This window comes from Streptomyces sp. MA5143a (assembly GCF_900290235.1).
Classification (GTDB): Bacteria; Actinomycetota; Actinomycetes; order Streptomycetales; family Streptomycetaceae; genus Streptomyces.
In genome coordinates, this window is the sequence record NZ_OLMK01000036.1 from 1 (window position 1) to 20,964 (window position 20,964).

A 20,964-nucleotide genomic window follows, 5' to 3' on the forward strand; every position below is an offset into this window, starting at 1 on the left:
GAGCTGGAAGGCTCCGTTGTGCAGCCGCACCTGCGCGGGCTTGAGCACATCGGCGTTGGTCCATGCGATCGGGAGCGTCGCGTCCTGCGCGAACGAGTCGGCGGTGGGCAGGTGGTCGAGGGCCTTGTTGACGTCCATCCCTTCCAGCCCGTCCATGAGGGCGAACACGCCGCCGAAGAGGATGCTGCCCAGCACCTTGAGCCCGATGTCACCCACCACACTGCGCAGCATGCCGCCGAGCCCGTCGGCGATCTTCCCGAGCCAGAGTTCGAAGTCGCCGAAGATGCCGTCGGTCGTCGTCCATTGACTGAGGTCCTGCTGAACCACCCTGTACGTCACACACGCCTGGCCCTTGGAGTTCTGGCCGAGCGTCGGCTGTATGGCGTACTCGATCTTGGCGTAGCCGTCGATGTGGCTGTTCACGGGGATGTGGAGCTGCATGTGCGTGGTGATCCTGTCGTAGTCCACGGAGACCGAGAACAGGGTCGCCACCGGCTGGTAGCTGTCGCCGTCGACGTCGATCTCGGCCATGCGGAACTCCGATGCCGCGGTGAACACTCCGTTCTTGACGGTGAGTTTTGCGTCCGGGAAGTGGTGCTGGAGCCCCGGCAGCACCATCTTGTGCATGAAACGGTCCTTCGAGACGGTGAATCCGGACCATTTCTGCTGGTCGCCCAGCATGGCACCCGGCGCGAGTTCCTGTGGTGCGTTGCCGGGGTCGCGGTTCTCGGTCATGCACAGCACGCCGAGGTAGGAGTCGTCCTCGTTCGTGCCGTTGATGTAGGCGTAGCTGGTGTGGGTGGGGACGAGCCAGGCCAGGTCGCCCATCGCCTCAGCCGAGTTGAGGTCGACGGCGGTGAAGACGTGCTGGAACTGGCCCAGGTTGGCCGGGGCGTTGAGCCATTGTTCGAGCAGGTACTTGAGAGTCTTGTTCAGCCATTCCCGGTCTTCGTCCGGCATGTCCCCGGCGGCCGGCTGAGCGAACGCCACGTCGGTGACCAGGGCCAGCTTTCCGTCGTCCGGGAGGGTGTCCACCCTCAGCTGCTGTGCGGGGTCGAACGCGAGGTCGACCTCGACCCCGGCGGTTCCTCCCTTGACGACGTAGTCCGTCTTGTCCTCGCCGTCGACGATCACCACCTCGGCGCTGAACGGGATCTTCATGATGACTTTGCTGCCGGTTCCCCCGGTGGTGAGGGTCCATGGCTCGAACTGTCCGGAGAGGGCGACCTCGGGACTGAACTTCGTTCTGCGGACAGTGCCGTCCCACGCGTGGGGCGAGGTGCCGTACTTGGCGATGGCGTTGTTGACGTCCGTCAGCGCGACGGCGGAGATGGTGTCCCAGCCGAGGGTGGTGAAGTCGTCCGTCGAGGGCGGGGTGTCCCCCAGCAGCCGGGTGGTCTTCAGCTTGTGCGCCGAGTCGGCGTCCACGTAGGACAGGTGAAGATGCTTGCCGCCGGGAATGGCCGGCAGCAGGGAGGGGGCGGCGGCCGCCCCCTCCGGCGGGGTGGCGGCACGGGCGGTCGCGGGGACGCCGAGAGCGGCGGCGGAGCCGAAGACGGCGCTCAGCGCGCCGCGACGGGAGAGAGCGGAGTGATCCATCGGAGATCCCTTTCCGGGGCGGGAGCGGGGCGGTGGGTGGCGCGTTCGCGCGCGGGCGCGCCAGGGTCCGGCCCGCCACCTGGGACGGGTGCGAGGCGTACGGGCGGGGTGCGGGACGTACAGGACGAGGTGCGAGGCCCCGGTGTGGCTACTGGCTGAAACAGTCTCCGCCGACCTGCAGACCACCGTTGATCATGGCTGCCTTGGGGTTGAAGGTCTTGGCGTCGGCCCATGTGATGGGAGCCGTCACCGCGTTCACCATCGCCAGGATGCCGGGCAGGTCGCCGAGCGCCTTGTCGGCGTTGAACAGCGGGATCTGTTCGAATATCGCCGGGAGAGTGGCGACGAGAGCCACGGCGGTCGCGATGACGACCTTCACGATCAGGCTCGCACCCTTGGCGGCCAGGGCGCCGGCAACGGAGGCCAGCACGAGGACGATGATGTCCACCGCGATCTCCACTCCCTCGAGCCAGTCCGCGACCGTGTGCCAGTGCTGGGAGGATTCTTCAACGACTTCGTACGCCAGGTTGGGCTCGCCCTTGTTGTTGTGCGACATCGTCGGCTGTACGCGGTACTTCATGGTGGCGTAGCCGTCGATCCCCGGCGAGATGGGGATGTGTACGTCCATCTCCACTTGGAGTGTCTGCCCGATGACGGAGAAATGGAAGGACGTCACCTTCGGGTGGTACTTGAGGCCACCCGCCTCGACGGTGTCGAGCGAGAACTCCCCCTTGGACACGATCTCTCCCGCCGTGAGGACGAAAGTGCCGTCAGGGAAACTGTGTTGCACCGCCGGCATGATCATCTTGTTGAGCACACGGTCGATGGAGATGGTGAACGTGGCCTCCGCTCCGGGGATGATGGCACCCGGCGCGAGTTCCTGTGCCGCCATGCCGGGGTCGCGGTTCTCGGTCATGCAGAGCACGCCGAGGTAGGAGGAGTTGGCGTCCTTGCCGTTGATGTAGGCGTACTCCCGGGTCGTGGGAGTGAGCCAGCTGAGCTCGCCCTGCGCCTCGGCTGTGTTCAGATCGATGGTGGCGAACACGTGGTCGAACCTGCCGAGGTTCGACATGTCGCCGGAGTCCCTGGCGTTGAGCCACTGTCCGAGCAGGGCAGTCAGGCTCCGGACCACCGCGGCCTTCTCGTCGGGGTTCTTGATGCCCGGCTTCTCGAAATCCAGATGGGTGATCATCGCGAGCGGCTTCGCGTCGTCGCCGTCCTGGTCCTCCTTGCCGCTGTCGCCGGGCGACGACTGGAGCTTCAGCTCCTTCACGTTGCCGTCCTTCGAGGAGGTGTGGTACTCCAGGTAGACCTCGACGTTCGCGCTACCGCCCTGGATGTCGTAGACGGCCTGGTCCTTGCCCGGGTTCACGACCAGGGTGGCGTGGAACGGGATCTTCATGAGGACGTTGCCGCCGGTGCCGCCGGGCGTCAGGCGCCAGGCGTCGAACCCTCCGGACGCCTCGACCGGAGAGCTGAAGGTCGAGCCCGGGATCTTGGCGCTCCACTCCTTGGGCGTGGTGGCGTTGTTGAGAATGGCCCGGTTCACATCCGTCAGCCTGACGGCGGAGACCGTGTCCCAGCCCATGGTCTCGTTGGGAATCGCTTTGTCGTCCGTCAGCCGGACTTCTCTCGTGGACCCCAGCGGCCGGTGGGCATGCTCGGAGTCCACCAGGGCGACCCGGAGAACCTTGCCCTTCGGGATGTCCGGCATGGGCTGACCGCCTGTTGCGGCACCGGCCTTCGAGGTGCTCGCGTGAGCCGTCACCGGGACGGCGAGTGCGGCGGTGCTGGCCATGGCGGCTGTCAGCGCGCCGCGTCGGGTGAGCGGAGAACGGTCCATTCTGTGCCCTTTCAGAGAACGCCGGGCATGCGTCCGGCAGGCGGCAGGCCGTGTACGGGAGTGCCGGGCCTCCGCTCGCGGTGCGGCCACGCTCCGCATGGTCACCGGAGCGCCTTCCGGCCCGATGGCCTGACTGTAGGGACAGAGGCGCAACGAAACTCTGTACCGTTTCTGGATCGCCGACCCGGGTCCGTTCCGCCTGGCTCAACCCGCTCCGACCTGCGGAAAGGCGTAACACTTCGGTGCCGGTGCGGACTTGCGGAGTCACCGTGCTGCCGGTCGTGTGCCGGTCGGCGCGTACTGCTGCCGGTTCTTGCCGGGTCGTCGTGTTCCCGGAGCCCGACGAGGAGTCTTTGCGCAGGTCGGGAAGATCAGCGGACTGAATCGGCGGACATGGAACCACTCCAGGGTTTCTTCCCCGGCGGTTCCTAGGGTGTGAGGCGCTGACTTCCGAACTCCGCATGAGGGGACCCGCGCATGTTCTCTTTACCCAGTGGTCGGTCGTTCTCGATCCGAAGATGGGGAGCCGGACTGATCGCGACGGTGTCTGCCGTCGCTCTCCTTCCGGTCCTGGCCGCCCGTCCGGCCGCCGCGCAGGGCGGCACGGCCTCGGCCGCGTCACTGTCGGCGCAGGATGCCGAACTCGCGCGCCGGTACGCTCCGTTGGTCCGCCTCGAACGCGACGAGGAGTACTTCCCGTCCGACGTCGAGAGTTTCCTGAGCAACACCCATGTCGAGACGCATCGTGAGGGCGACAACCCGAACCGGCAGTTCCGCGTGAGCAACCAACCGCTGGGCTGCGACTCCTGCACCGAGCCGGCGTTCCTCAGCGGATGGCCCGACAGGGCGACCCTCGACCAGGTGCCCGCCTACGCCGAAATCGTCCACCGCACCGACAACGGCAGCGCGACCGACATCACCGACATCAACTACTGGATGTTCTATCCCTACAACCGCGGCAAGCGCGTGTGCATGACCGTGTTCATCGCGAACAGGTGCCTGGGGGGCCTCTACTCCACGTTCGGCCATCACGTCGGCGACTGGGAGCACGTCACCCTGCGCCTCGTCGACAACGAGCCGCACCAGGTCTCCATGAGCCAGCACAACAGCGGGCAGACCGTCGCCTACGGCAGGGAGATCGCCGTGGACGGCACCCAGCCGCTGGTCTACGCGGCCTGGGGATCCCACGGCCTGTACCCCGCCCCCGGAGACCACACCTACCTGCGTCTCCCCAATGGCCACAGCCTCGTGGACCGGACGAGCAACGGCCCGCTCTGGGACACCCGCAAGGCCCTCAAGGTGTTCTCCTGGCAGCCCGCGGGCAGCTACACCGGCGATCTGTCCTGGCTGAACTACACCGGCCGGTGGGGCAATCCGAAGTCCGGCTGCGCCGTGGTCGAAGCCGTCAGCGGGGAGTGCATGCTGAACGCCGGCCCCGAGGGCCCGAACCTCAAGGAGGTGTTCGGGCCGCGGACGCAGCCCCTGGACAACGCGCCCGACCGTTCGGGCGGATCGGTCGCCGAGTGAAGGAGGGCGGCCCGCGCGCCCCGTGGGCCGATCTTTTCCGGCCGCCTGTTGGCGGACAATGATCTCTCCAGGCCACGATCCGGTCACGTACTGTGATGCCCTCGCATCAGCAGATCATGACCAGGTGAGGCCGACGCCGCAGTTCCGGCGACGGAGAATCGAGACACGTTGGGGCGTACGCCTGAGCAGTTCGGGGCCTGGATCCGTGGCCGACGGACAGGGCTGGGGCTGAGCCAGTCCCAACTCGCCCAACGTGCCGGAGTCAGTGTCCGCGGTATCCGCGAGATCGAGCACGGCCGGATCCCGTCGCCGGACAACCCCTCGGTGCTCCGGCTGAAAGCGGTACTGGGGCTGGACACCGAACCGGAACCCCGACCCGAGGCCGAGCCCGGCCGAGCACCACGGCTCCGGCTCGACATCCTCGGCCCGCTCACCCTCCACGTGGCGGGACGGCGGACCCAGCCCGGCGCGACGAAGCAGAGCAGCCTGCTGGCCCTGCTCGCCCTCCACCCCAACACGCCCGTGTCCCTGGAGGAGATCGTCGACATCCTGTGGGAGGACCACCCACCCGCCAGCTCCCTGAACATGATCCACACCTACGTGACCCGGCTGCGCCGCCTGCTCGCACCCGCGGCCCGCCCCGGAGAGCCGTCCGGCGGCGTACTGCTGCGCACCCGCGCCGGCTATCTGCTGGATCTGGCCGGGGGCGGACATGAGTCGGACGCGGCCCGGTTCACCACCCTGGCCTCCCTTCCCGAGGACGCGAATGAGGCGTACGCCCAGGCCGAGTCGGCGCTGCGGCTGTGGCGCGGCGCCGTCCTCCAGGACATGCCGTCCCGGCTGCGCGAGCACCCCTCGGCCGTCACCCTCACCCGGCTGCGGCTGACGGTGCTCCAGGCGTACGCCGACAGCGCCCTGGCCCGGGGCACGACGGACAACGCCGTCCACGAACTGCGTAGGACGGCCGATCTGGAGCCCCTGCACGAAGGGGTGCACGCCCGGCTGATGCTGGCGCTCGCGGCCTCGGGCGAACAGGCAGCCGCCCTGAGCCTGTACACGGCCCTGCGCGACCGCCTCGACGACCAGCTCGGCGTCCGTCCCGGTCCCGAGCTGACCGACGCCCATCTGCGGGTCCTGCGCGGGGACCTCCCACCACCCGCCACCGCCCGTACGACCGTGTCCCCGGCACCGGCACCCTCCACCCCGCAGGTCGTCCCCGCGCTCCTGCCCTACGACGCCGCGTACTTCACCGGACGTGCCGATCACCTGGCCCGGCTGGACGCCCTGCTGCCCGCTGCCGGGGAGGGTCCCGCCGGGGGGAGCGGGGTCTGTGCGCTGACCGGTGCCGGGGGAGCGGGCAAGACCGCTCTCGCCGTGCACTGGGCGCACCGGGTGCGCGACCGCTTCCCCGACGGCCAGCTCTTCGTGGACCTGCGCGGCCACTCGCCGGAGGGCCCGGTGCGCCCGGTGGAGGCGCTGACCCGGTTCCTGCTGGCGCTGGGTGTGGCCGCGGAGGCCGTTCCGGGGACGCCGGAGACCGCCGCCGACCTGTACCGGACGCTGGCCGCCAAGCGGCGGCTGCTGGTCGTGCTGGACAACGCCGTGGACGCGGAGCAGGTCCGGCCGCTGCTGCCCGGCGGCCCCGGCTGTCTGGTGCTGGTCACCAGCCGTGACCGGTTGGCCGGGCTGGCGGCCCGCGACGGCGCCCGGCGGATCGGGGTGGATGTGCTCAGCCCCGCCGAATCACGGCTCCTGCTGCATCGCACCCTCGGCGCGGAGCGTGTGGACGCCGACCCCCGGGCGGCTGCCGAGCTCGCCCATGCCTGCGGGCACCTTCCCCTGGCGCTGCGGATCGCCGCCGCCAACCTCGACCACACCCCCTGGCGCACGCTGGAGGAGCAGGCCGCCGAACTGCGTGACGGCGACCGGCTGTCCGCGCTGGCCGTGACCGGTGACGCGACCACCGCCGTACGGAGCGCCTTCGATCTCTCGTACCACGCCCTCGACGCCCCGGCCCGGCGGATGTTCCGGCTGCTCGCCCTGGTGCCCGGCCCGGAGACGGGTCTCGACGCCGCCGCGGTCGTCGCGGGCGTCGCCCCCGCGGAGGCCGCCGCGCTGCTGGAACGGCTCACCGCCGCCCATATGCTGCGGGAACACCGGGCGGGCCGGTACCGCCGCCACGACCTGGTCGCGCTGTACGCGGCCGAGCGGTTGCGTCTGGAGGAGACCGCCGCCGACCGCCGCGCGGCCTCCGAGGCCCTGTACACCTGGCTCCTGACGGCGACGGGCCACTGCGCCCGGCTGCTGTACCCCGGCCAGCCACCCCTGCCTCCCACCGGCACCGACGGCGACGGCGACGGCGGCCGCGCTGACGCCGTGCCCCCGCCCCGCATCCCCGACGCCGCCGCGGCGATCCGCTGGCTCGACGACGAACTGCCCAACCTCGCCGCCGCCGTCCAGCAGGCCGCCGCCGAGCGCCACCCCGCCTCCTGGCGGCTCGCCGACGCTCTGCGCGGCCACTCCTGGACCCGCAAGACCGCCGTGGACTGGGCGGCACTCGGCCGGGCCGCCCTGGACGCCGCCCGTGCCGCAGACGAGCCCGTTGCCCAGGCCGCCATGCACAACCTGCTCGGCGCCACGGAACTCCACCAGAGCCTCCCCTATGCGGCCATCCCCCACTTCGAGCAGACGCTCGCCCTCTCCGAGGTGGGCGGCTGGCCGGAGGGTACGGCTGTGGCGCTCACCAACCTCGCCAGTGTGAACTGGCTCGTCGGCCGGCTGACACGCGGTGCGGAGTACCTGGAGAAGGCCACGGAGATCGACCGGCGCAACGGCATGCCGGACGGCCACCCGGTCGTCCTGCTCACGCTCGGGATCACGCTGCGCGATCTGGGCCGGCTGACCGAGTCGCTGGACCGTCTGCGGTGGGCCGAGCGTGCTCCGCGCAACCTCGACTCCCAGCACAACCGGATCCTGACCCACGCCAACCTGGGACGCACCCTGTACCTCCTCGGGGAGCCCGCGCGGGCGACGCACCACCTGGCGACCGCCCTGACGATGGTCCGGGAGAGCGGCGAACAGGGCAGCGAGGCGTACGTGCTGCGCTTCCAGTCCTCCGTCCACCGCGACACCGGTGACCTCACCACCGCCCTGGACATGGCGACGACCGCCACGCGTCTCTTCGACGAGGACGGCGAGGAGTACTACCGCGCGGACGCCCGCATCGCCCTCGGCAGCGTCCTGCTCGCCCTCGACCGCCCCGACGAGGCGGAGGTCGTCTACCGGGAAGCGCTCAAGTTGGCCGAGGAACGTGGCGCGGACGAACTGCGGGCCCGCGCCCTGCTCGGCCTGGCCGCCGTGACGGACCCGCCCGACCGGGAACAGGTCTGCCGCGCGCTGGACATCGCCCGCGGCACGGAACACCTGCTGGTGGAGGCGGAGGCCCTGACCGCCCTGGCCGGTGCCGAACTGCGGCACGGCGAGGCGGCCACCGCCGCCGCCCACGCCCGCGAGGCCTTGGCGGTGCACCGTGGCACCGGCCACCGCAAGGCCCAGGCCGAGGCCCTCGACATCCTCGGCCGCGCCGTCGCCGCGACCGGGGAGGAGGACCCGGCCCCGTACCGTCAGGAGGCCGGCGAGATCTTCCGGGCCCTCGGCATCCCGGTTCAGCGGCACTGACCGGGCCGCCCCGCCGGGGAGGGGGCTTTCCGGCTCACCGCCGCCTCTCCTCCCTGGGGGAGGGGAGACGGCTTCAGAAGCCGGCCTTACCCGACCGTCATGACGCGACGGTCAGCAGGTCCCGCTGATCCTCCGGCAGTTCCACCCGATCCGCGTACAGCAGCGCCTGCCCCGGCTCGAAGACCAGCGCCACCTCGCCCGCCAGGCCCCCGTTGCCGCTCAGCACCTGGACCACCTGGTCGCCGAGGCGGACGTCGTACTCGTAGCGGGAGCCGACGTAGGAGCTGGTGATGACCTCGGTGGTGAGGCGGTTGACGCCCGCCGGGGGCTCGGCGGACGCCACCACCTCCAGGCGCTCGGGGCGGACCGCCACCGTGACCGACTCGCCGACCCCGACCCGGCGTTCGCTGTCGACCCGCACCACCTCGCCGCTCGCGTCGAGGCGTACGCCGTGCCGGGTGCCGTCCAGTCCGACCACCTTGCCGGTGAGGAAGTTGCAGCGGCCGACGAAGGCCGCCACCGCCGGGGCGGCGGGCTGCTCGTAGATCTCGTGCGGCGTGCCGACCTGGATCATGTTGCCGCCCTCCATCACGGCGATTCGGTCGCTCAGCGCGAGGGCCTCGTCCTGGTCGTGCGTCACGTACACCGTCGTGATGCCCAGTTCCTCCTGGAGCCGCTTCAGCCAGGCGCGGGCCTGCTCGCGCAGCTTCGCGTCCAGGTTGGACAGCGGCTCGTCGAGGAGCAGGACCGTCGGCGAGTACACCAACGCCCGTGCCAGCGCGACCCGTTGCTGCTGACCGCCGGAGAGCTGGTGCGGGTAGCGGCCCGCCAGCGCGGCCAGCCCCACCTTGTCCAGCGCGTCGTGGATGAGGGTCTTCTGCCTGTCCTTGGGCACCTTGCGGATGTTCAGCGGCAGCGCGAGGTTCTTCGCGATGGTCATGTGCGGCCACAGCGCGTACGACTGGAAGACCATGCCGAGGTTGCGCTCCTCGGGCGGGAGGAAGACACCGGCCGACGCGTCCACGAAGGTCCTGCCGCCCACCGCGATCGAGCCCTGCGTCGGCTGCTCCAGACCCGCGATGCAGTTCAGCGTCGTGGACTTGCCGCAGCCGCTCGCGCCGAGCAGCGTGAAGAACTCGCCGTCCCTGATGGTGAAGGTGACGTCACGCAGGACGGAGTTGTCGCCGAACGTCTTCGCCAGGTTCTTGACGGTCACCTCAGGCATGGTGCTTTCCCTTCATAAGCAGTCCCGCCAGGGCGACGAAGACAGCGGTGATGCCGATCTGGAGGGTCGCCAGCGCGGCGACGGACCCGGCCCTGCCCTGCGTCCACAGGCTGAGCATGGTGGTGCCGAGGATGTTGTTGTCGGCCGAGCTGAGGAAGACGGCCGGGGAGTACTCCTTGAGCATGATCACGAAGGTGAGCACGAGGGCTCCGGCGAACGCCGGGGTGATCAACGCCCGCAGGACCCGGAAGAACGTCATCAGCCAGTCGGCGCCCGAGACGCGGGCCGCGTTGTCCAGCTCCCCGCCGATCTGCATGATCGCGGGGGCGACCGACCCGAACGCGCTGGGCAGGGCCCGCATGCCGAAGGCGATGATGACGGCGTAGACCGTGCCCTGGAGGACGGACCCCATGCCGAACGGGGCGAGCGCGAACGCCCAGAAGAAGCCGATACCGATGATGATGCCGGGCAGCGACTGCGGGATGAGCGCCAGGTACTCCACCGCACGGCCGAAGCGGAACGTGGAGCGCCGGGCCACCATCACCGCGCACACGGCGAGCGCGGACACGACCACCGAGCCGACACCGGCCACGATCAGGCTGTTCCACAGCGACTGCACATAGTTGTCGGAGTCGAGGACCAGCTCGTAGTTCTTCGTCGTCACCGTCCGCAGCGGCGACTGGAGCGGTGTGAAGACCAGGGTGAAGGACCGCATCACCAGGCCCGCGATCGGGATCAGGGCGCCGACGACGACGTACAGCCAGATGAACGCGATGCTCACCCACTTCAGCCAGCCCAGGTCCAGCTTGCGCGGGCGGGTGACCTTGCCGCGTACGGAGACGAACCGGGCCGCGTCCTTCAGCAGCTTCGCCTGCACGGCGACCAGGCTCAGGGTGACGACGAGGATGACCGTGGAGGCGGCGCCCAGCATCGTGTAGTCGGGATCCACCGACTGAAGTCCGTTGTGGTACAGGAACGTCGAGAACACGTCGATGTCGACGGGCTGCCCGTACAGCAGCGGCACGCTCAGCGTCTCGATGGAGACGGAGAAGACGAGGATCGCGCTGTAGACGACCGGGGGCCGCAGCAGCGGCACGATCACCTGGGCGAGGATCCGGAAGGGGCCCGCCCCGCACACCTGGGCCGCCGATTCGAGCGACGCGTCCGACTGGCGCAGCGCGTTGGCGCAGAACACGTACGCGATCGGCGCGAGCGCCACGGCCTCGGTGAGCGCCATGCCGGGGATCGAGTACAGGTTCCAGGGCACACTGCCGAGGAGCTGCTGCACCTTGACGCTGACGAACCCGGCGGGGCCGTACATGATGATCCAGCCGAAGCCCAGGATCAGCGACGAGATGAAGAACGGCCACTGCATGGCGAGGGCGACCAGCCGCCCTCCGGGCAGCTTGGTCCGGACGACCACGATGGCCATCGGGATGGCGATGGCGAGGCTCAGGACCGTGGTGAGTGACGCGAACAGCAGGGTGTTCAGGGCGACTTCACCGAAGCCGGCCTTGGTGAAGAGGTCGGTGTAGCCGCTGAGGGTGAAGGCGCCGCCCGCCTCGTAGAGCGGGCGGTTGCGGATGCTCTGGTAGAGGGTCGGGACGATCGGGGCCAGCACCAGGACGGCGAGGAACGCCAGGACCGCGTACTGGACCACCGTGTCCCGCCCGACGCCGAGCGGGCGCCGGTAGCGCGGCGGTGCGAACGACTCCGCGGGTGACGCCCCGCCCGGTGTCCCGGGCGCTTTCGGCATCCCCGGTGTGCCGGGCGGCTGGGGTGCCCCGGGCGGCTGGGTGAGGGTTGACATCTGCTCTGACTCCGATCGTCCCTGACCCGCGCCTACTTGCGCAGTCCGTCGAAGCGATCCAGCCAGGCCGCGGCGTCGTCCTTGGCGACCTGCTCGTACTTGACGTGGATGATGTTGTCCTCGCCGACCGCGTCGACGACCTCCTGGTAGGTGTGCAGGCCCTCGCCCTTCACGCCCTCGCGGTACGAGGCGAGACCGCCCTCGGCGACCGCGCGCTGACCCTCGTCGGAGAGCGCGAAGTCCAGGAAGAGCTTCGAGGTCGCCGGGTGCGGGGCCTCGGCGGCGATGCCGATGCCGCGCGGCAGCACGACCGTGCCGTCCTTCGGGAAGACGATCTTCACCAGGCCGGCGCTGTCCTCGACCACCGGGTACGCGGGGGAGGCGCTGATCAGGAAGCCGGCCGAGTACTCACCGGAGACGATCTTCTCCAGCTGGGTGCCGGAGGAGGTCTCCGGGCGGCTCAGCGGGAGGATCCGCTTCAGGTCGTCCCATGCCTCCGGGTTGCCCTCGGTGAGCGCCCGCGTCACCGTGAAGCCGAACGAGCCCTCCGGGTCACGGACCGTCACCTTGTTCTTGAACGTGTCCTCGTCGCCCGTGACGATGTCCGCGAAGTCCGTCAGCGTCGTCGGCGGCTTCTCCATCAGCGAGGTGTTGTACGCGATGGTCATCGGGTCCTGCGACATCGAGTACACGCTCGGCAGCAGCTGCGCGCTGTCACCCAGCTCCTTCAGCTCCGGCGACGTGTACTCCAGCACGGTGTTCTTGCGGGCCGAGAAGTCCGCCCACGCGGTCGCCGCGCTGGAGATCAGCACGTCCGCCGGGGACGAACCGGCCGCGTTCTCGGAGAGCGTCTTCTGGAACAGCTCGTCGCTGTCCAGCTCGTTGACGGAGACGGTCTTGATGAAGCCGTACTTCTTCTTGAAGTCCCGGACGATCGGCGCCATGTTCTCGTCGCCGAGGTTCGAGTAGACGGTGAGCTTGCCGCCCTCCTTCTCCGCCGCCTCGACCAGGTCGGCGTAGTCGGCCGGGTAGTAGTCCGGCACCTTGCCCGCGGAGATCTTGTTCACGGCGACCTTCGGCGCGTCGCTCTCCCCGCCCCCGCAGGCGCCGAGGGTGCCGAGCGCGAGGGTCGCCGCGACCGCGGCCGCCAAGGGGCGCCGGACGGGACGCCGATACGTGACGGCCGTGCCGGTGACGGCGGTGTGTCCGGTACCGAAGTGGCTGGATCTGGCCATGGTTCTCCTCCTGGCGCGTGCCTGCTGGCAGCTGTTGCCGGGAGGTTAGGGACCCAGGTCAGGCCGGTAAATCCTTCACCGGCCAGAGCTCGTACTGCTCGTATTGGTCGTTGTGTACGTGACGCGAGTCACCATCGCTGACCAGGCACGAATGGCTGAGAACAGCACCTCCGTAGGGGGTGTTGTGAAAGTCCCGCACAGCACCCACGGCGCCCGGCACGCTCCCCCAAGCTCCTCGAGCAGGGGGTATCCCCACTCGCCTTCTCACCCGGCGACGACGGCCATCCGGTCGCTGATCTCCCGTGCCGTGGACAGGACCTTCTGGGCGATCTCTCCCTCGGCCTCCGGGTAGATCCGGGAGGCGAGGGCGGCGACGCTCACCGCCGCGACCACCTGCTTGTTCTCGTCCCGGATCGGCGCGGCGAGGCCCACCACATCGGGGTCCAGTTCGCCGCGGGTGACGGAGTAGCCGAGGCGGCGAATGCGGGCGAGGCGTTCCACCAGAGCGTCGACGTCGGTGAGGGTGGCCGGGGTGAAGCGGCGCAGTTCGGCGTGCTCCAGCAGGCGGCGGGCCTCGTCGTCGGGGCTCCAGGCGAGCAGGACGAGGGCGGAGGCGCCGGCGTTGATCGGCAGGGCGCTGCCACGCTCGTAGGAGATGCGTACCGCGCGGGTGCTCTCCGCGCGGTCCACGCACACCACCAGGTCCCCGGCCCGGCGGGTCAGCAGCACGGTTTCGTGCACGTCCTCGGCGAGCGCCTCCATCGACGGCACGGCGATCTCGGAGAGGCCGTAGCTGCGGCGGGCCAGCCGGGCGATCTCCAGCACGCGCAGGCCGAGCCGGAAGCCGCCGCCGGGGGCTTCTTCGAGGTAGCGCCCGGCCACCAGGCTCTGGAGGTAGCGGTAGGCGGTGGAGCGGGCGACGCCGAGCCGCTCGGCCACGGCGGTTCCGGAGACGACGAGCTGGGTGTCGTCGAACATGGTCAGGATGTCGAGTGCCCGGTCGGCGGTGGAGTTGCGGTCGCGGTAGCTGGGGGACGTGTTTCCTGACATGCGAGACACTGTAGCGGGTGGGCGCGGCCCGGTGGAGGCCACGCCCGGCTGCCCGCCCGCCCGGTCTACAGCTGGTCCTTGACGACGGTGTTGCGCAGTTCCCCGATGCCTTCCAGGGTGGTGACGAGTTCCTGTCCGGGGCGCAGGAAGACTTTGGGGTCGCGGCCGGCGCCGACGCCGCCCGGGGTGCCGGTGAGGATCAGGTCGCCGGGCAGCAGCGTGATGATGGTGCTGATGTAGGTGATGGTGTCGGCCACGTCGAAGAGCAGGTCGGCGGTGTTGGACTTCTGCATGGTGTGGCCGTCGACGCTGCAGGAGATGTCCAAGCCGGAGGCACCGGGCGGGAGTTCGTCGGGGGTGACGAGGGAGGGGCCGATCGGGGTGGTGGCCTCGAACGTCTTACCGGAGAGGAACTCGCGGGTGCGGTGCTGCCAGTCGCGGACGGTGACGTCGTTGGTGACCGTGTAGCCGGCGACGTGCTGAAGGGCTTTCTCGCGCGGCACGTGGCGGCCGCGGTGTCCGATGACGACCGCCAGCTCGGCCTCCCAGTCGAGGTCTTCGCTGACCGGTGGCATGTGGATGTGGTCATGGGCGCCGATGAGGGAGCCGTCGTACTTGGCGAAGAGGGTGGGGTGGGCGGGGGTGGGGCGGCCCATCTCCTTGATGTGGCCGGCGTAGTTGAGGCCCAGGCAGATGATCTTGTTGGGGTGGGGGACAAGCGGGGCGAGTGACGCCTCGGCCACGGGTAGGCGCTCGCCGTCGGCGGAGGCCGCCCGTTCTTGCCAGTTGTCGCCGGCGGACAGCAGTGCGCCGACGTCGGAGAAGGGCAACAGGACGAGTTCGTCGCCTTTCTGGCGGGCGGCGGCGGTCTGGGTGCCGTCGGCGATACGGACGGTGCTGAGTCTCATCGGGGTACTCCTGGGGAGGCGTGTTGGATCTCGGCGTCGGCGTCGGCGTCGGCAGGGACGGTGGCCGTGAGGGGGCGGGCGGCGCAGCGCCGCAGCTCCGTGCCGACGAGCCCGGCCCGGTCGGGGGTGAAGACGGCGGCCACCAGGCGGTCGGGGCGCACGAGGACGAAGGATCCGGTCAGCCTGGTGAGGAGGGCGTCGAGCCGGCCGTCGGCGTCGGCGATCCCCACTCGGCCGGCCCGGTCACGCGGGGCGCGGTCGTCCAGGAAGACGTCCACAGCGGTGGCGTCCGGGATGCCCGTCCGCCCTACGGCCGACCAGTCGGCGTCGGTCACGCCGATCCCGAGCAGGCTCCACCCGGCGCCGAGGACGTCGTCCAGCCGCGTGAGGCGATGATCCTGCTCGCGCAGCACCCGCGGCTGCGGCAGCATGGTGCCGACCAGCTCACGGCCCGGACCCTCCGTACGGACGACGGCTCCCGCCCGTACGCGGGTGTCGGGGCGGTAGCGCATCTCGGTGAGGTAGCGCCGTCCCGGCGGCGTGCGCATGGCCGTACGTACCAGCAGGTCCCGCAGCAGGGCACGGGGGCGGCTGGTGGTCATGACGATCCGTCCGAGCCGTACTGACAGGTCGATCACCGCCCGGGCCTGGGGGCGCCGCTCGCTGTCGTAGGTGTCGAGCAGCGCGTCGTCGGCCCGGCCCGCCAGGACCTCGGCGATCTTCCAGCAGAGGTTGGCGGCGTCGCGGACACCGGAGTTGAGGCCCTGGCCGGCGAACGGCGGCATCATGTGCGCCGCGTCGCCGAGCAGGAAGCAGCGGCCGTCGCGCAGGCGGTCGGCCAGCAGCGCGTGGAAGCTGTAAGCGACCGCGCGCTCGACCTGCTCGGGGGTGATCTCCCGGTAGGGCTCCAGGAGTTCGCGCACCAACGCGAACGGGGGATGGGCGCCCGCGTCGCACTCGCCGGGCTTGAGGCGGAACTCGTAGCGGCACCGGCCGTCCCGGCCCGGGACGATGACGACGGGCCGGTCGGGGTCGCCGTGGTGCATGCCGTAGCGCTGGTCGTGCGGGTCCTGGAGGGTGTCGGCCACCAGCCACACGTCAGGGAAGGTGCGCCCCCGCATGGGGATGTCCAGCAGGTCGCGGACGGTGCTGCGGCCGCCGTCGCAGCCCAGGACGTACGAGACGTCCAACTCCTCGACCGGCCCGTCCTCTCCGCCCGTGCGCAGCGACACGCTCACCCGGTCGGGGTTCTGGGTGACGAGGGCTGTCAGCCGGGTGTCGAAGCGTACGTCGACGCAGGGCAAGCGGCACAGCTGTTCGCGCAGCACGCGTTCCAGGTCGGGCTGGGCGAAGGGGTTCTTGAACGGATGCCCGTGGCGCTGGTCGCCGGTGCCGCGAGCGTGGAAGAGCGTTCGTCCGCCGATGCCGAAGTACTTCGTTCCGGTGCCCGGCACCAGGATCGGGTACACGGCCTCGTCGAGGCCCCCGGCCGACTGCAGAGTGCGCAGGGACTCGTCGTCGAGGCTGATCGCCTTGGCGGCGTCGCTGGTCGTGGCGTTGCGTTCCACCAGCAGCACCCGTATGCCCCTGGAGCCCAGCAGATGGGCGGCCGTCAGCCCGGTCGGGCCTGCGCCGACGACCAGGACCGACGGCGGCGCGGATGTCGTAGGCACGGCGGTTACTGGACCGGCTGGTAGGCCGGGCCGCCCTCGGTCAGCAGCCGCTCGACCTCGGCCATGATCTCCTCGGGGGACAGGTCCAGATCCAGGCTCTTGCGGAACGGCTGGCGCACGTCACGCTCCAGGCGGAGGTAAACCTCGTTGCGGTTGCCCTCGGGGTCGAAGAAGTAGATGCCGATCGCGTTGCCGTGGGTGACTTCCTGCTGGACCTCGATGCCCTCGGCGCGGAACCGGCGGTGGAAGTCGATGATCGACTCCAGGGAGTCCACGCGCCACGACACCTGGTGGGTGAGCTTGGCGCCCGCAGGGGCGGTGCGGCCCTGCTGGAGGACGAACTCGTGGTGCTCCTCCTCGGGACGCGCGGAGAAGAACACGATGCCCTGCTCCGGGTCCTCATCGGTGACGGTCAGACCCAGGACGCGGGAGTAGAAGTCGCGCATCTTCTCCAGGTCGTCGACCCAGAAGCCGGTGTGGCCGAGTCCAGTGATCGCCATGCGTGTCTCCTATTGCAGGACTGCTGTTCTGTTTAATAGGACGCTAGATCGCTGACTGGGTCGACGTCAACGGTGGATCTCGGTGAGTCGGACCTCTTGACTGGACAAGCGCTGGGGGTGCAACGTCCTGTATGACGGTACAAGCGTCCGAGTATGCGGGACATCGGTCGAGCTCTGTCGGGCCACCGGGAACCGCTCAAGCCGCTACTGGAGACACCCTCATGAACCATTCCGCTGCGGAGGACCCGCCCTCGCTGGGCCTCGGCACCTTGATCGCCGCCTGCCTGGCCATCAGCGTGGCCCAGATCGGCATCCCGCTCTCGTCCCCGATCATCGGAGAGATCCAGCGGGACCTGGGGGCGTCTGCCGCCGCCCTCGCCTGGATCCCGGCCGCGTTCATCCTCCCGACGGCCATCCTGGAGCTGAACTTCGGTGTCCTCGGTGACCTCTTCGGGCGCAAGCGTCTGCTCGTTCTCGGAGGACTCCTGATCACGGTCGGCTCCCTGGTCGTCGCGACGTCGGGCACACTGACCCAGCTCATCGCCGGCCAGGCCGTCGCCGGACTCGGCGCCGCGGCGATCTTCCCCTCGTCGCTGGCCGTGATCGTCGCGGGCACCCCGGAGCCCGCCGCCCGCGCGCGGGCCCTGTCGTACTGGGCCGTCAGCCTGGCTTTCGGCGCCATGATCGCGCCGCTGATCAGCGGGTTCATCGCCGAGCACACCGACTGGCACTGGGCCTTCGCACCTCTGACGGTGCTCGGCCTGGTGACCGCCGCCGTCAACCTCCGCTGGATCACCGATTCCCGCGAGCCGGCCGGGCGCGGACTCGACTGGCCGGGCCAGGTCACCATCGCCGTCGCCCTGCTGGCGCTGCTCTACGCCGTCATCGAGGGCGCCGTCGACGGCTACACCGCCCCGCACATCGTGCTTGCTTTCGTGCTGTCCCTGGCCGCCCTTGTGGGCTTCTTCATCGCGGAGCGCAGGTCGCGGACGCCGATGCTGCGGCTGGAGCTCTTCCGGAACCCCTCCTTCGCCGCGGCTGCCGCCATTGGACTGCTCGCCATGTTCGGCTTCATCGGCACCGCGTACGCGCTGAGCATCAAGCTGGAGGCCGTCCACCACCTCTCCCCACTGAACGCCGCCCTGCCCTTCGCCCTCATCCAGGCGATCCCGCTGCTGCTCACACCCGTCCTGCCGAGGCTGCTTCAGCGTGTGCACCCCCGGGTACTGCTCGTCGGCGGTCTGCTGTCCCTCGCCACCGGTGAGGTCTGGATGGCACTGCTGCCGGGTGACGCCACGGATCTGGCGGCGATGGCCGGATCGATCCTGCTGCTGGGGGTGGGCTTCATCACGATGTTCTCCGCGCTGACGGCCGTCGCGGTCGGCACCGTGGACATCCGCCACGCCGGTATGGCCAGCGCGGTCACCAGCCTCGTCCGCGAGACCGGGCAGGCTCTGGGTCCCGCGATCGTCAGCGCCGTCGCCCTCGGTACGGCGAGCAGCGCCCTCGCAGCGAAGCTCGGCGCCGCGAAGCTTCCCGCCGAGGCCGTGGGCGTGGCCCAGGGAGTCAACGCGGAGGGCGGCGCGATCGCGGTCGCCAACGCCGATCTCGGCGAGCTGTCGCGCACGCTTGCCCCGCTGGCCCGCGAAACCCTGGAAGCAGGCCTCGACCTCGGCCTCTATCTCTGCGCCGGTGCCAGCCTGCTCGCCGCATTCATCGCCGTACTCGCCCTGCGGCACACGACAGCCGCGAATGCGCCCGGCTCGGGCGGTAGGGAGGCGGTCGGCCTGTCCACCCCGCCGCAGGACATCGACTCGGCAGCCCCGGCCCAGGCGCTGCCCAGCCACTGACCCGCTTTACCGGACCACCTCACCCCGAGGGTCTCACCGTGATCCACTTCTACCGCGATGTCACCTCCCGGACGAACGGGTTGCACGGGGCCGCACTCCTGGTGCTGCGCGTCGGCGGCGGCTGGCTGTTCATCCTGCACGGCCTCGCCAAGTGCGACGCCGGCACGCCGGGCTTCGACTTCGGCGTGCTGAAAGCCTCTCGGACTGCCCGCGACCGGGCTGCTGAGCGTGCTCATACCCACCTTCGAGACAGCCGCCGGGGCCTTCCTCATCGCCGGACTCCTGACCCGGGCGGTCGCCCTTCTCCTCTCCGCACTGATGTTGACGACCGGGTTCTGGATCAAGTTGAGCGTCTGGCACACCGGCATCCTCGGCCCGAATGGCGTGGGTGGAGCCGAAGTCGACTTCCTCTGTCTCGTGGTGTGCCTGATGCTCTTCGCCGCCGGTCCGTGCCTGCAGGCGGCCGACCCCGGGCTCGGCCTGGAGCGGCCTCGCAGGAGGCCGGAAAGCCCACACCTCCCCACCTTCGCGACACCACACATGATCTTCGCGCCACGACGCACTACCGAATCGGGACACCATGACGTTCTTGGACAGCAGCACCTGGGAAGGCCGCATCTTCTCCGGATCGGGTGAGTGGATCAGCGGCTCCGGCGAGGGGTACGACGCCGTCGAGCCCGCCACCGGCAAGACATTGGGCCGCGTCGGCTCCGCCACGCCCGCCGACGTGGACAGGGCGGTGGAGCGGGCGGTGCGGGCCCAGCGGGAGTGGGCCGCGCGGCCGTATTCCGACCGTGCCGCTGTCCTGCGCCGCGCCGCGCGTCTCTTCGAGGAGCACCAGCGGGAGATCGAGAGCTGGCTGGTACGGGAGTCCGGTGCGATTCGGCCGTTCGCCGCCCTGCAGGTCAGCAGCGGCGGTGCGGAGGAGTGCCACGAGGCCGCCGCCCTCGCCGGGGCACCCTACGGCGAGCTCCTGCGTTCCGGACAGGAGCGGCTGTCCTTCTCCCGCCGCGGCCCGGTCGGGGTCGTCGGCGTCATCGCCCCCTTCAACGTGCCGATCATCCTGGCCATGCGAGCGGTGGCCCCGGCACTCGCCCTCGGCAACGCGGTCGTCCTCAAGCCGGATCCCCGAACCGCGATCAGCGGCGGTGTCGTCTTCGCCCGTGTCTTCGAAGAGGCGGGCCTGCCTGCCGGTCTGCTGCATGTCCTGCCCGGCGGGGCGGACCTCGGGGCAGCCGTCGTGGAGCATCCGCAGGTTCCTGTCATCGCGTTCACGGGTTCCACTCGGGCCGGGCGGGCCATCGGTATCGCCGCGGCCCGGCACCTCAAGCGGGTCCACCTGGAACTGGGCGGGAACTCCGCGCTCGTCGTGATGGACGACGTCGACCTGGAGCAGGCTGCCTCGGTGGGTGCCTGGGGCTCTTTCGTCCACGCCGGCCAGATCTGCATGGCCAGTAGCCGTCACCTCGTCCACGCGTCGGTCGCCGACGACTACACCGCCCTGCTCGCCCAGCACGCCGACGCGCTCCGGGTGGGCGACCCGGCCACCGAGGACGTCGCCGTCGGACCGCTCATCGACAGCGCTCAGCGCGACAACGTCCACCGCATCGTCACGGAGACGGTGGAGGCCGGTGCCCGGCTGGCCGCGGGCGGCGGTTTCGAGGGGTTGTTCTACCGGCCGACCGTGCTCACCGGCGTACCGCTCACGGCGCCCGCCTACGCCGAGGAGATCTTCGGGCCGGTGGCGCCCGTCGTCCCCTTCCGGGACTTGGACGAGGCGGCCGTACTCGCCGCGGGTACCGAGTACGGGCTGTCTTTGGGCGTTCTCACCCGTGACGTCATGAAGGGCCTCGCCCTGGCGGAGCGCGTGCCGTCCGGTCTCGTGCACATCAACGACCAGACCGTCAACGACGAGCCGCTCATCCCCTTCGGCGGCGTCGGCGACTCCGGCACCGGATCCCGCCACGGTGGCCCGGCCGCCAACCTCGAAGCCTTCACCGAGCAGCAGTGGGTCACCGTACGCGGCGAACTCCCGCGCTACCCCTTCTGACGACCCCGTCCCGCCT

At 70.2% G+C, this 20,964-nt stretch carries 14 protein-coding genes; 5 read left to right on the forward strand and 9 right to left on the reverse strand.

What is annotated here, in order from left to right; genetic code table 11:
* Both SMA5143A_RS17910 and SMA5143A_RS17915 read right to left on the reverse strand, forming a co-directional pair.
* Positions 1–1,599: TULIP family P47-like protein (locus SMA5143A_RS17910; protein ID WP_146193913.1), on the reverse strand; the 1,599-nt coding region annotated here is incomplete at its 3' end.
* 148 nt (positions 1,600–1,747) lie between these two features.
* A complete protein-coding gene (locus SMA5143A_RS17915; protein ID WP_181361909.1) occupies positions 1,748–3,442 on the reverse strand; it encodes a TULIP family P47-like protein in 1,695 nt (564 codons plus the stop codon).
* A gap of 543 nt (positions 3,443–3,985) precedes the next feature.
* Between SMA5143A_RS17915 and SMA5143A_RS17920 the strand changes: the two genes are divergently transcribed.
* Both SMA5143A_RS17920 and SMA5143A_RS44575 read left to right on the forward strand, forming a co-directional pair.
* Positions 3,986–4,969, forward strand: a complete 984-nt coding sequence (locus tag SMA5143A_RS17920) for a Vps62-related protein (protein ID WP_181361910.1) — start codon at positions 3,986–3,988, stop codon at positions 4,967–4,969.
* 168 nt (positions 4,970–5,137) lie between these two features.
* Positions 5,138–8,647, forward strand: a complete 3,510-nt coding sequence (locus SMA5143A_RS44575; RefSeq protein WP_107463926.1) for a BTAD domain-containing putative transcriptional regulator — start codon at positions 5,138–5,140, stop codon at positions 8,645–8,647.
* Positions 8,648–8,744: 97 nt separating this feature from the next.
* Here the strand turns inward: SMA5143A_RS44575 and SMA5143A_RS17930 are convergent, their stop codons facing one another.
* The 7 genes from SMA5143A_RS17930 to SMA5143A_RS17960 all read right to left on the reverse strand — a co-directional run bounded on the left by SMA5143A_RS17930 (position 8,745) and on the right by SMA5143A_RS17960 (position 17,048).
* Complete coding sequence (locus SMA5143A_RS17930; protein WP_107463927.1) at positions 8,745–9,872, reverse strand: ABC transporter ATP-binding protein; 1,128 nt, start codon at positions 9,870–9,872, stop codon at positions 8,745–8,747.
* Complete coding sequence (locus SMA5143A_RS17935; RefSeq protein WP_258193587.1) at positions 9,865–11,682, reverse strand: ABC transporter permease; 1,818 nt, start codon at positions 11,680–11,682, stop codon at positions 9,865–9,867. The genes SMA5143A_RS17930 and SMA5143A_RS17935 overlap by 8 nt, the downstream gene beginning before the upstream one ends.
* A 32-nt stretch (positions 11,683–11,714) precedes the next feature.
* Positions 11,715–12,917, reverse strand: coding sequence for an ABC transporter substrate-binding protein (locus SMA5143A_RS17940; protein WP_107463928.1), 1,203 nt, complete (start codon positions 12,915–12,917; stop codon positions 11,715–11,717).
* Positions 12,918–13,181: 264 nt separating this feature from the next.
* Positions 13,182–13,967, reverse strand: coding sequence for an IclR family transcriptional regulator (locus tag SMA5143A_RS17945; RefSeq protein WP_107463929.1), 786 nt, complete (start codon positions 13,965–13,967; stop codon positions 13,182–13,184).
* A gap of 65 nt (positions 13,968–14,032) precedes the next feature.
* Positions 14,033–14,875 carry a fumarylacetoacetate hydrolase family protein gene (locus SMA5143A_RS17950; RefSeq protein ID WP_107463930.1) on the reverse strand — a complete coding sequence of 281 codons (843 nt, stop codon included), beginning with the start codon at positions 14,873–14,875 and terminating at the stop codon, positions 14,033–14,035.
* Entirely contained in the window at positions 14,872–16,548 is a 1,677-nt protein-coding gene (locus tag SMA5143A_RS17955; protein WP_107463931.1) for a bifunctional 3-(3-hydroxy-phenyl)propionate/3-hydroxycinnamic acid hydroxylase, read from the reverse strand. The genes SMA5143A_RS17950 and SMA5143A_RS17955 overlap by 4 nt, the downstream gene beginning before the upstream one ends.
* A gap of 5 nt (positions 16,549–16,553) precedes the next feature.
* Positions 16,554–17,048 (reverse strand): VOC family protein, encoded by a 495-nt coding sequence (locus tag SMA5143A_RS17960; protein ID WP_107463932.1) that lies wholly within the window; start codon positions 17,046–17,048, stop codon positions 16,554–16,556.
* 221 nt (positions 17,049–17,269) lie between these two features.
* Between SMA5143A_RS17960 and SMA5143A_RS17965 the strand changes: the two genes are divergently transcribed.
* The 3 genes from SMA5143A_RS17965 to SMA5143A_RS17975 all read left to right on the forward strand — a co-directional run bounded on the left by SMA5143A_RS17965 (position 17,270) and on the right by SMA5143A_RS17975 (position 20,948).
* On the forward strand, positions 17,270–18,898 hold the full coding sequence (locus tag SMA5143A_RS17965; protein ID WP_107463933.1) for an MFS transporter: 1,629 nt from the start codon (positions 17,270–17,272) through the stop codon (positions 18,896–18,898).
* A 204-nt stretch (positions 18,899–19,102) separates the two neighbouring features.
* Positions 19,103–19,534, forward strand: coding sequence for a DoxX family protein (locus SMA5143A_RS17970; protein ID WP_107463934.1), 432 nt, complete (start codon positions 19,103–19,105; stop codon positions 19,532–19,534).
* Complete coding sequence (locus SMA5143A_RS17975; protein ID WP_107463935.1) at positions 19,479–20,948, forward strand: aldehyde dehydrogenase family protein; 1,470 nt, start codon at positions 19,479–19,481, stop codon at positions 20,946–20,948. Before SMA5143A_RS17970 ends, SMA5143A_RS17975 begins: the two co-directional genes overlap by 56 nt.
* Positions 20,949–20,964 lie beyond the last annotated feature (16 nt).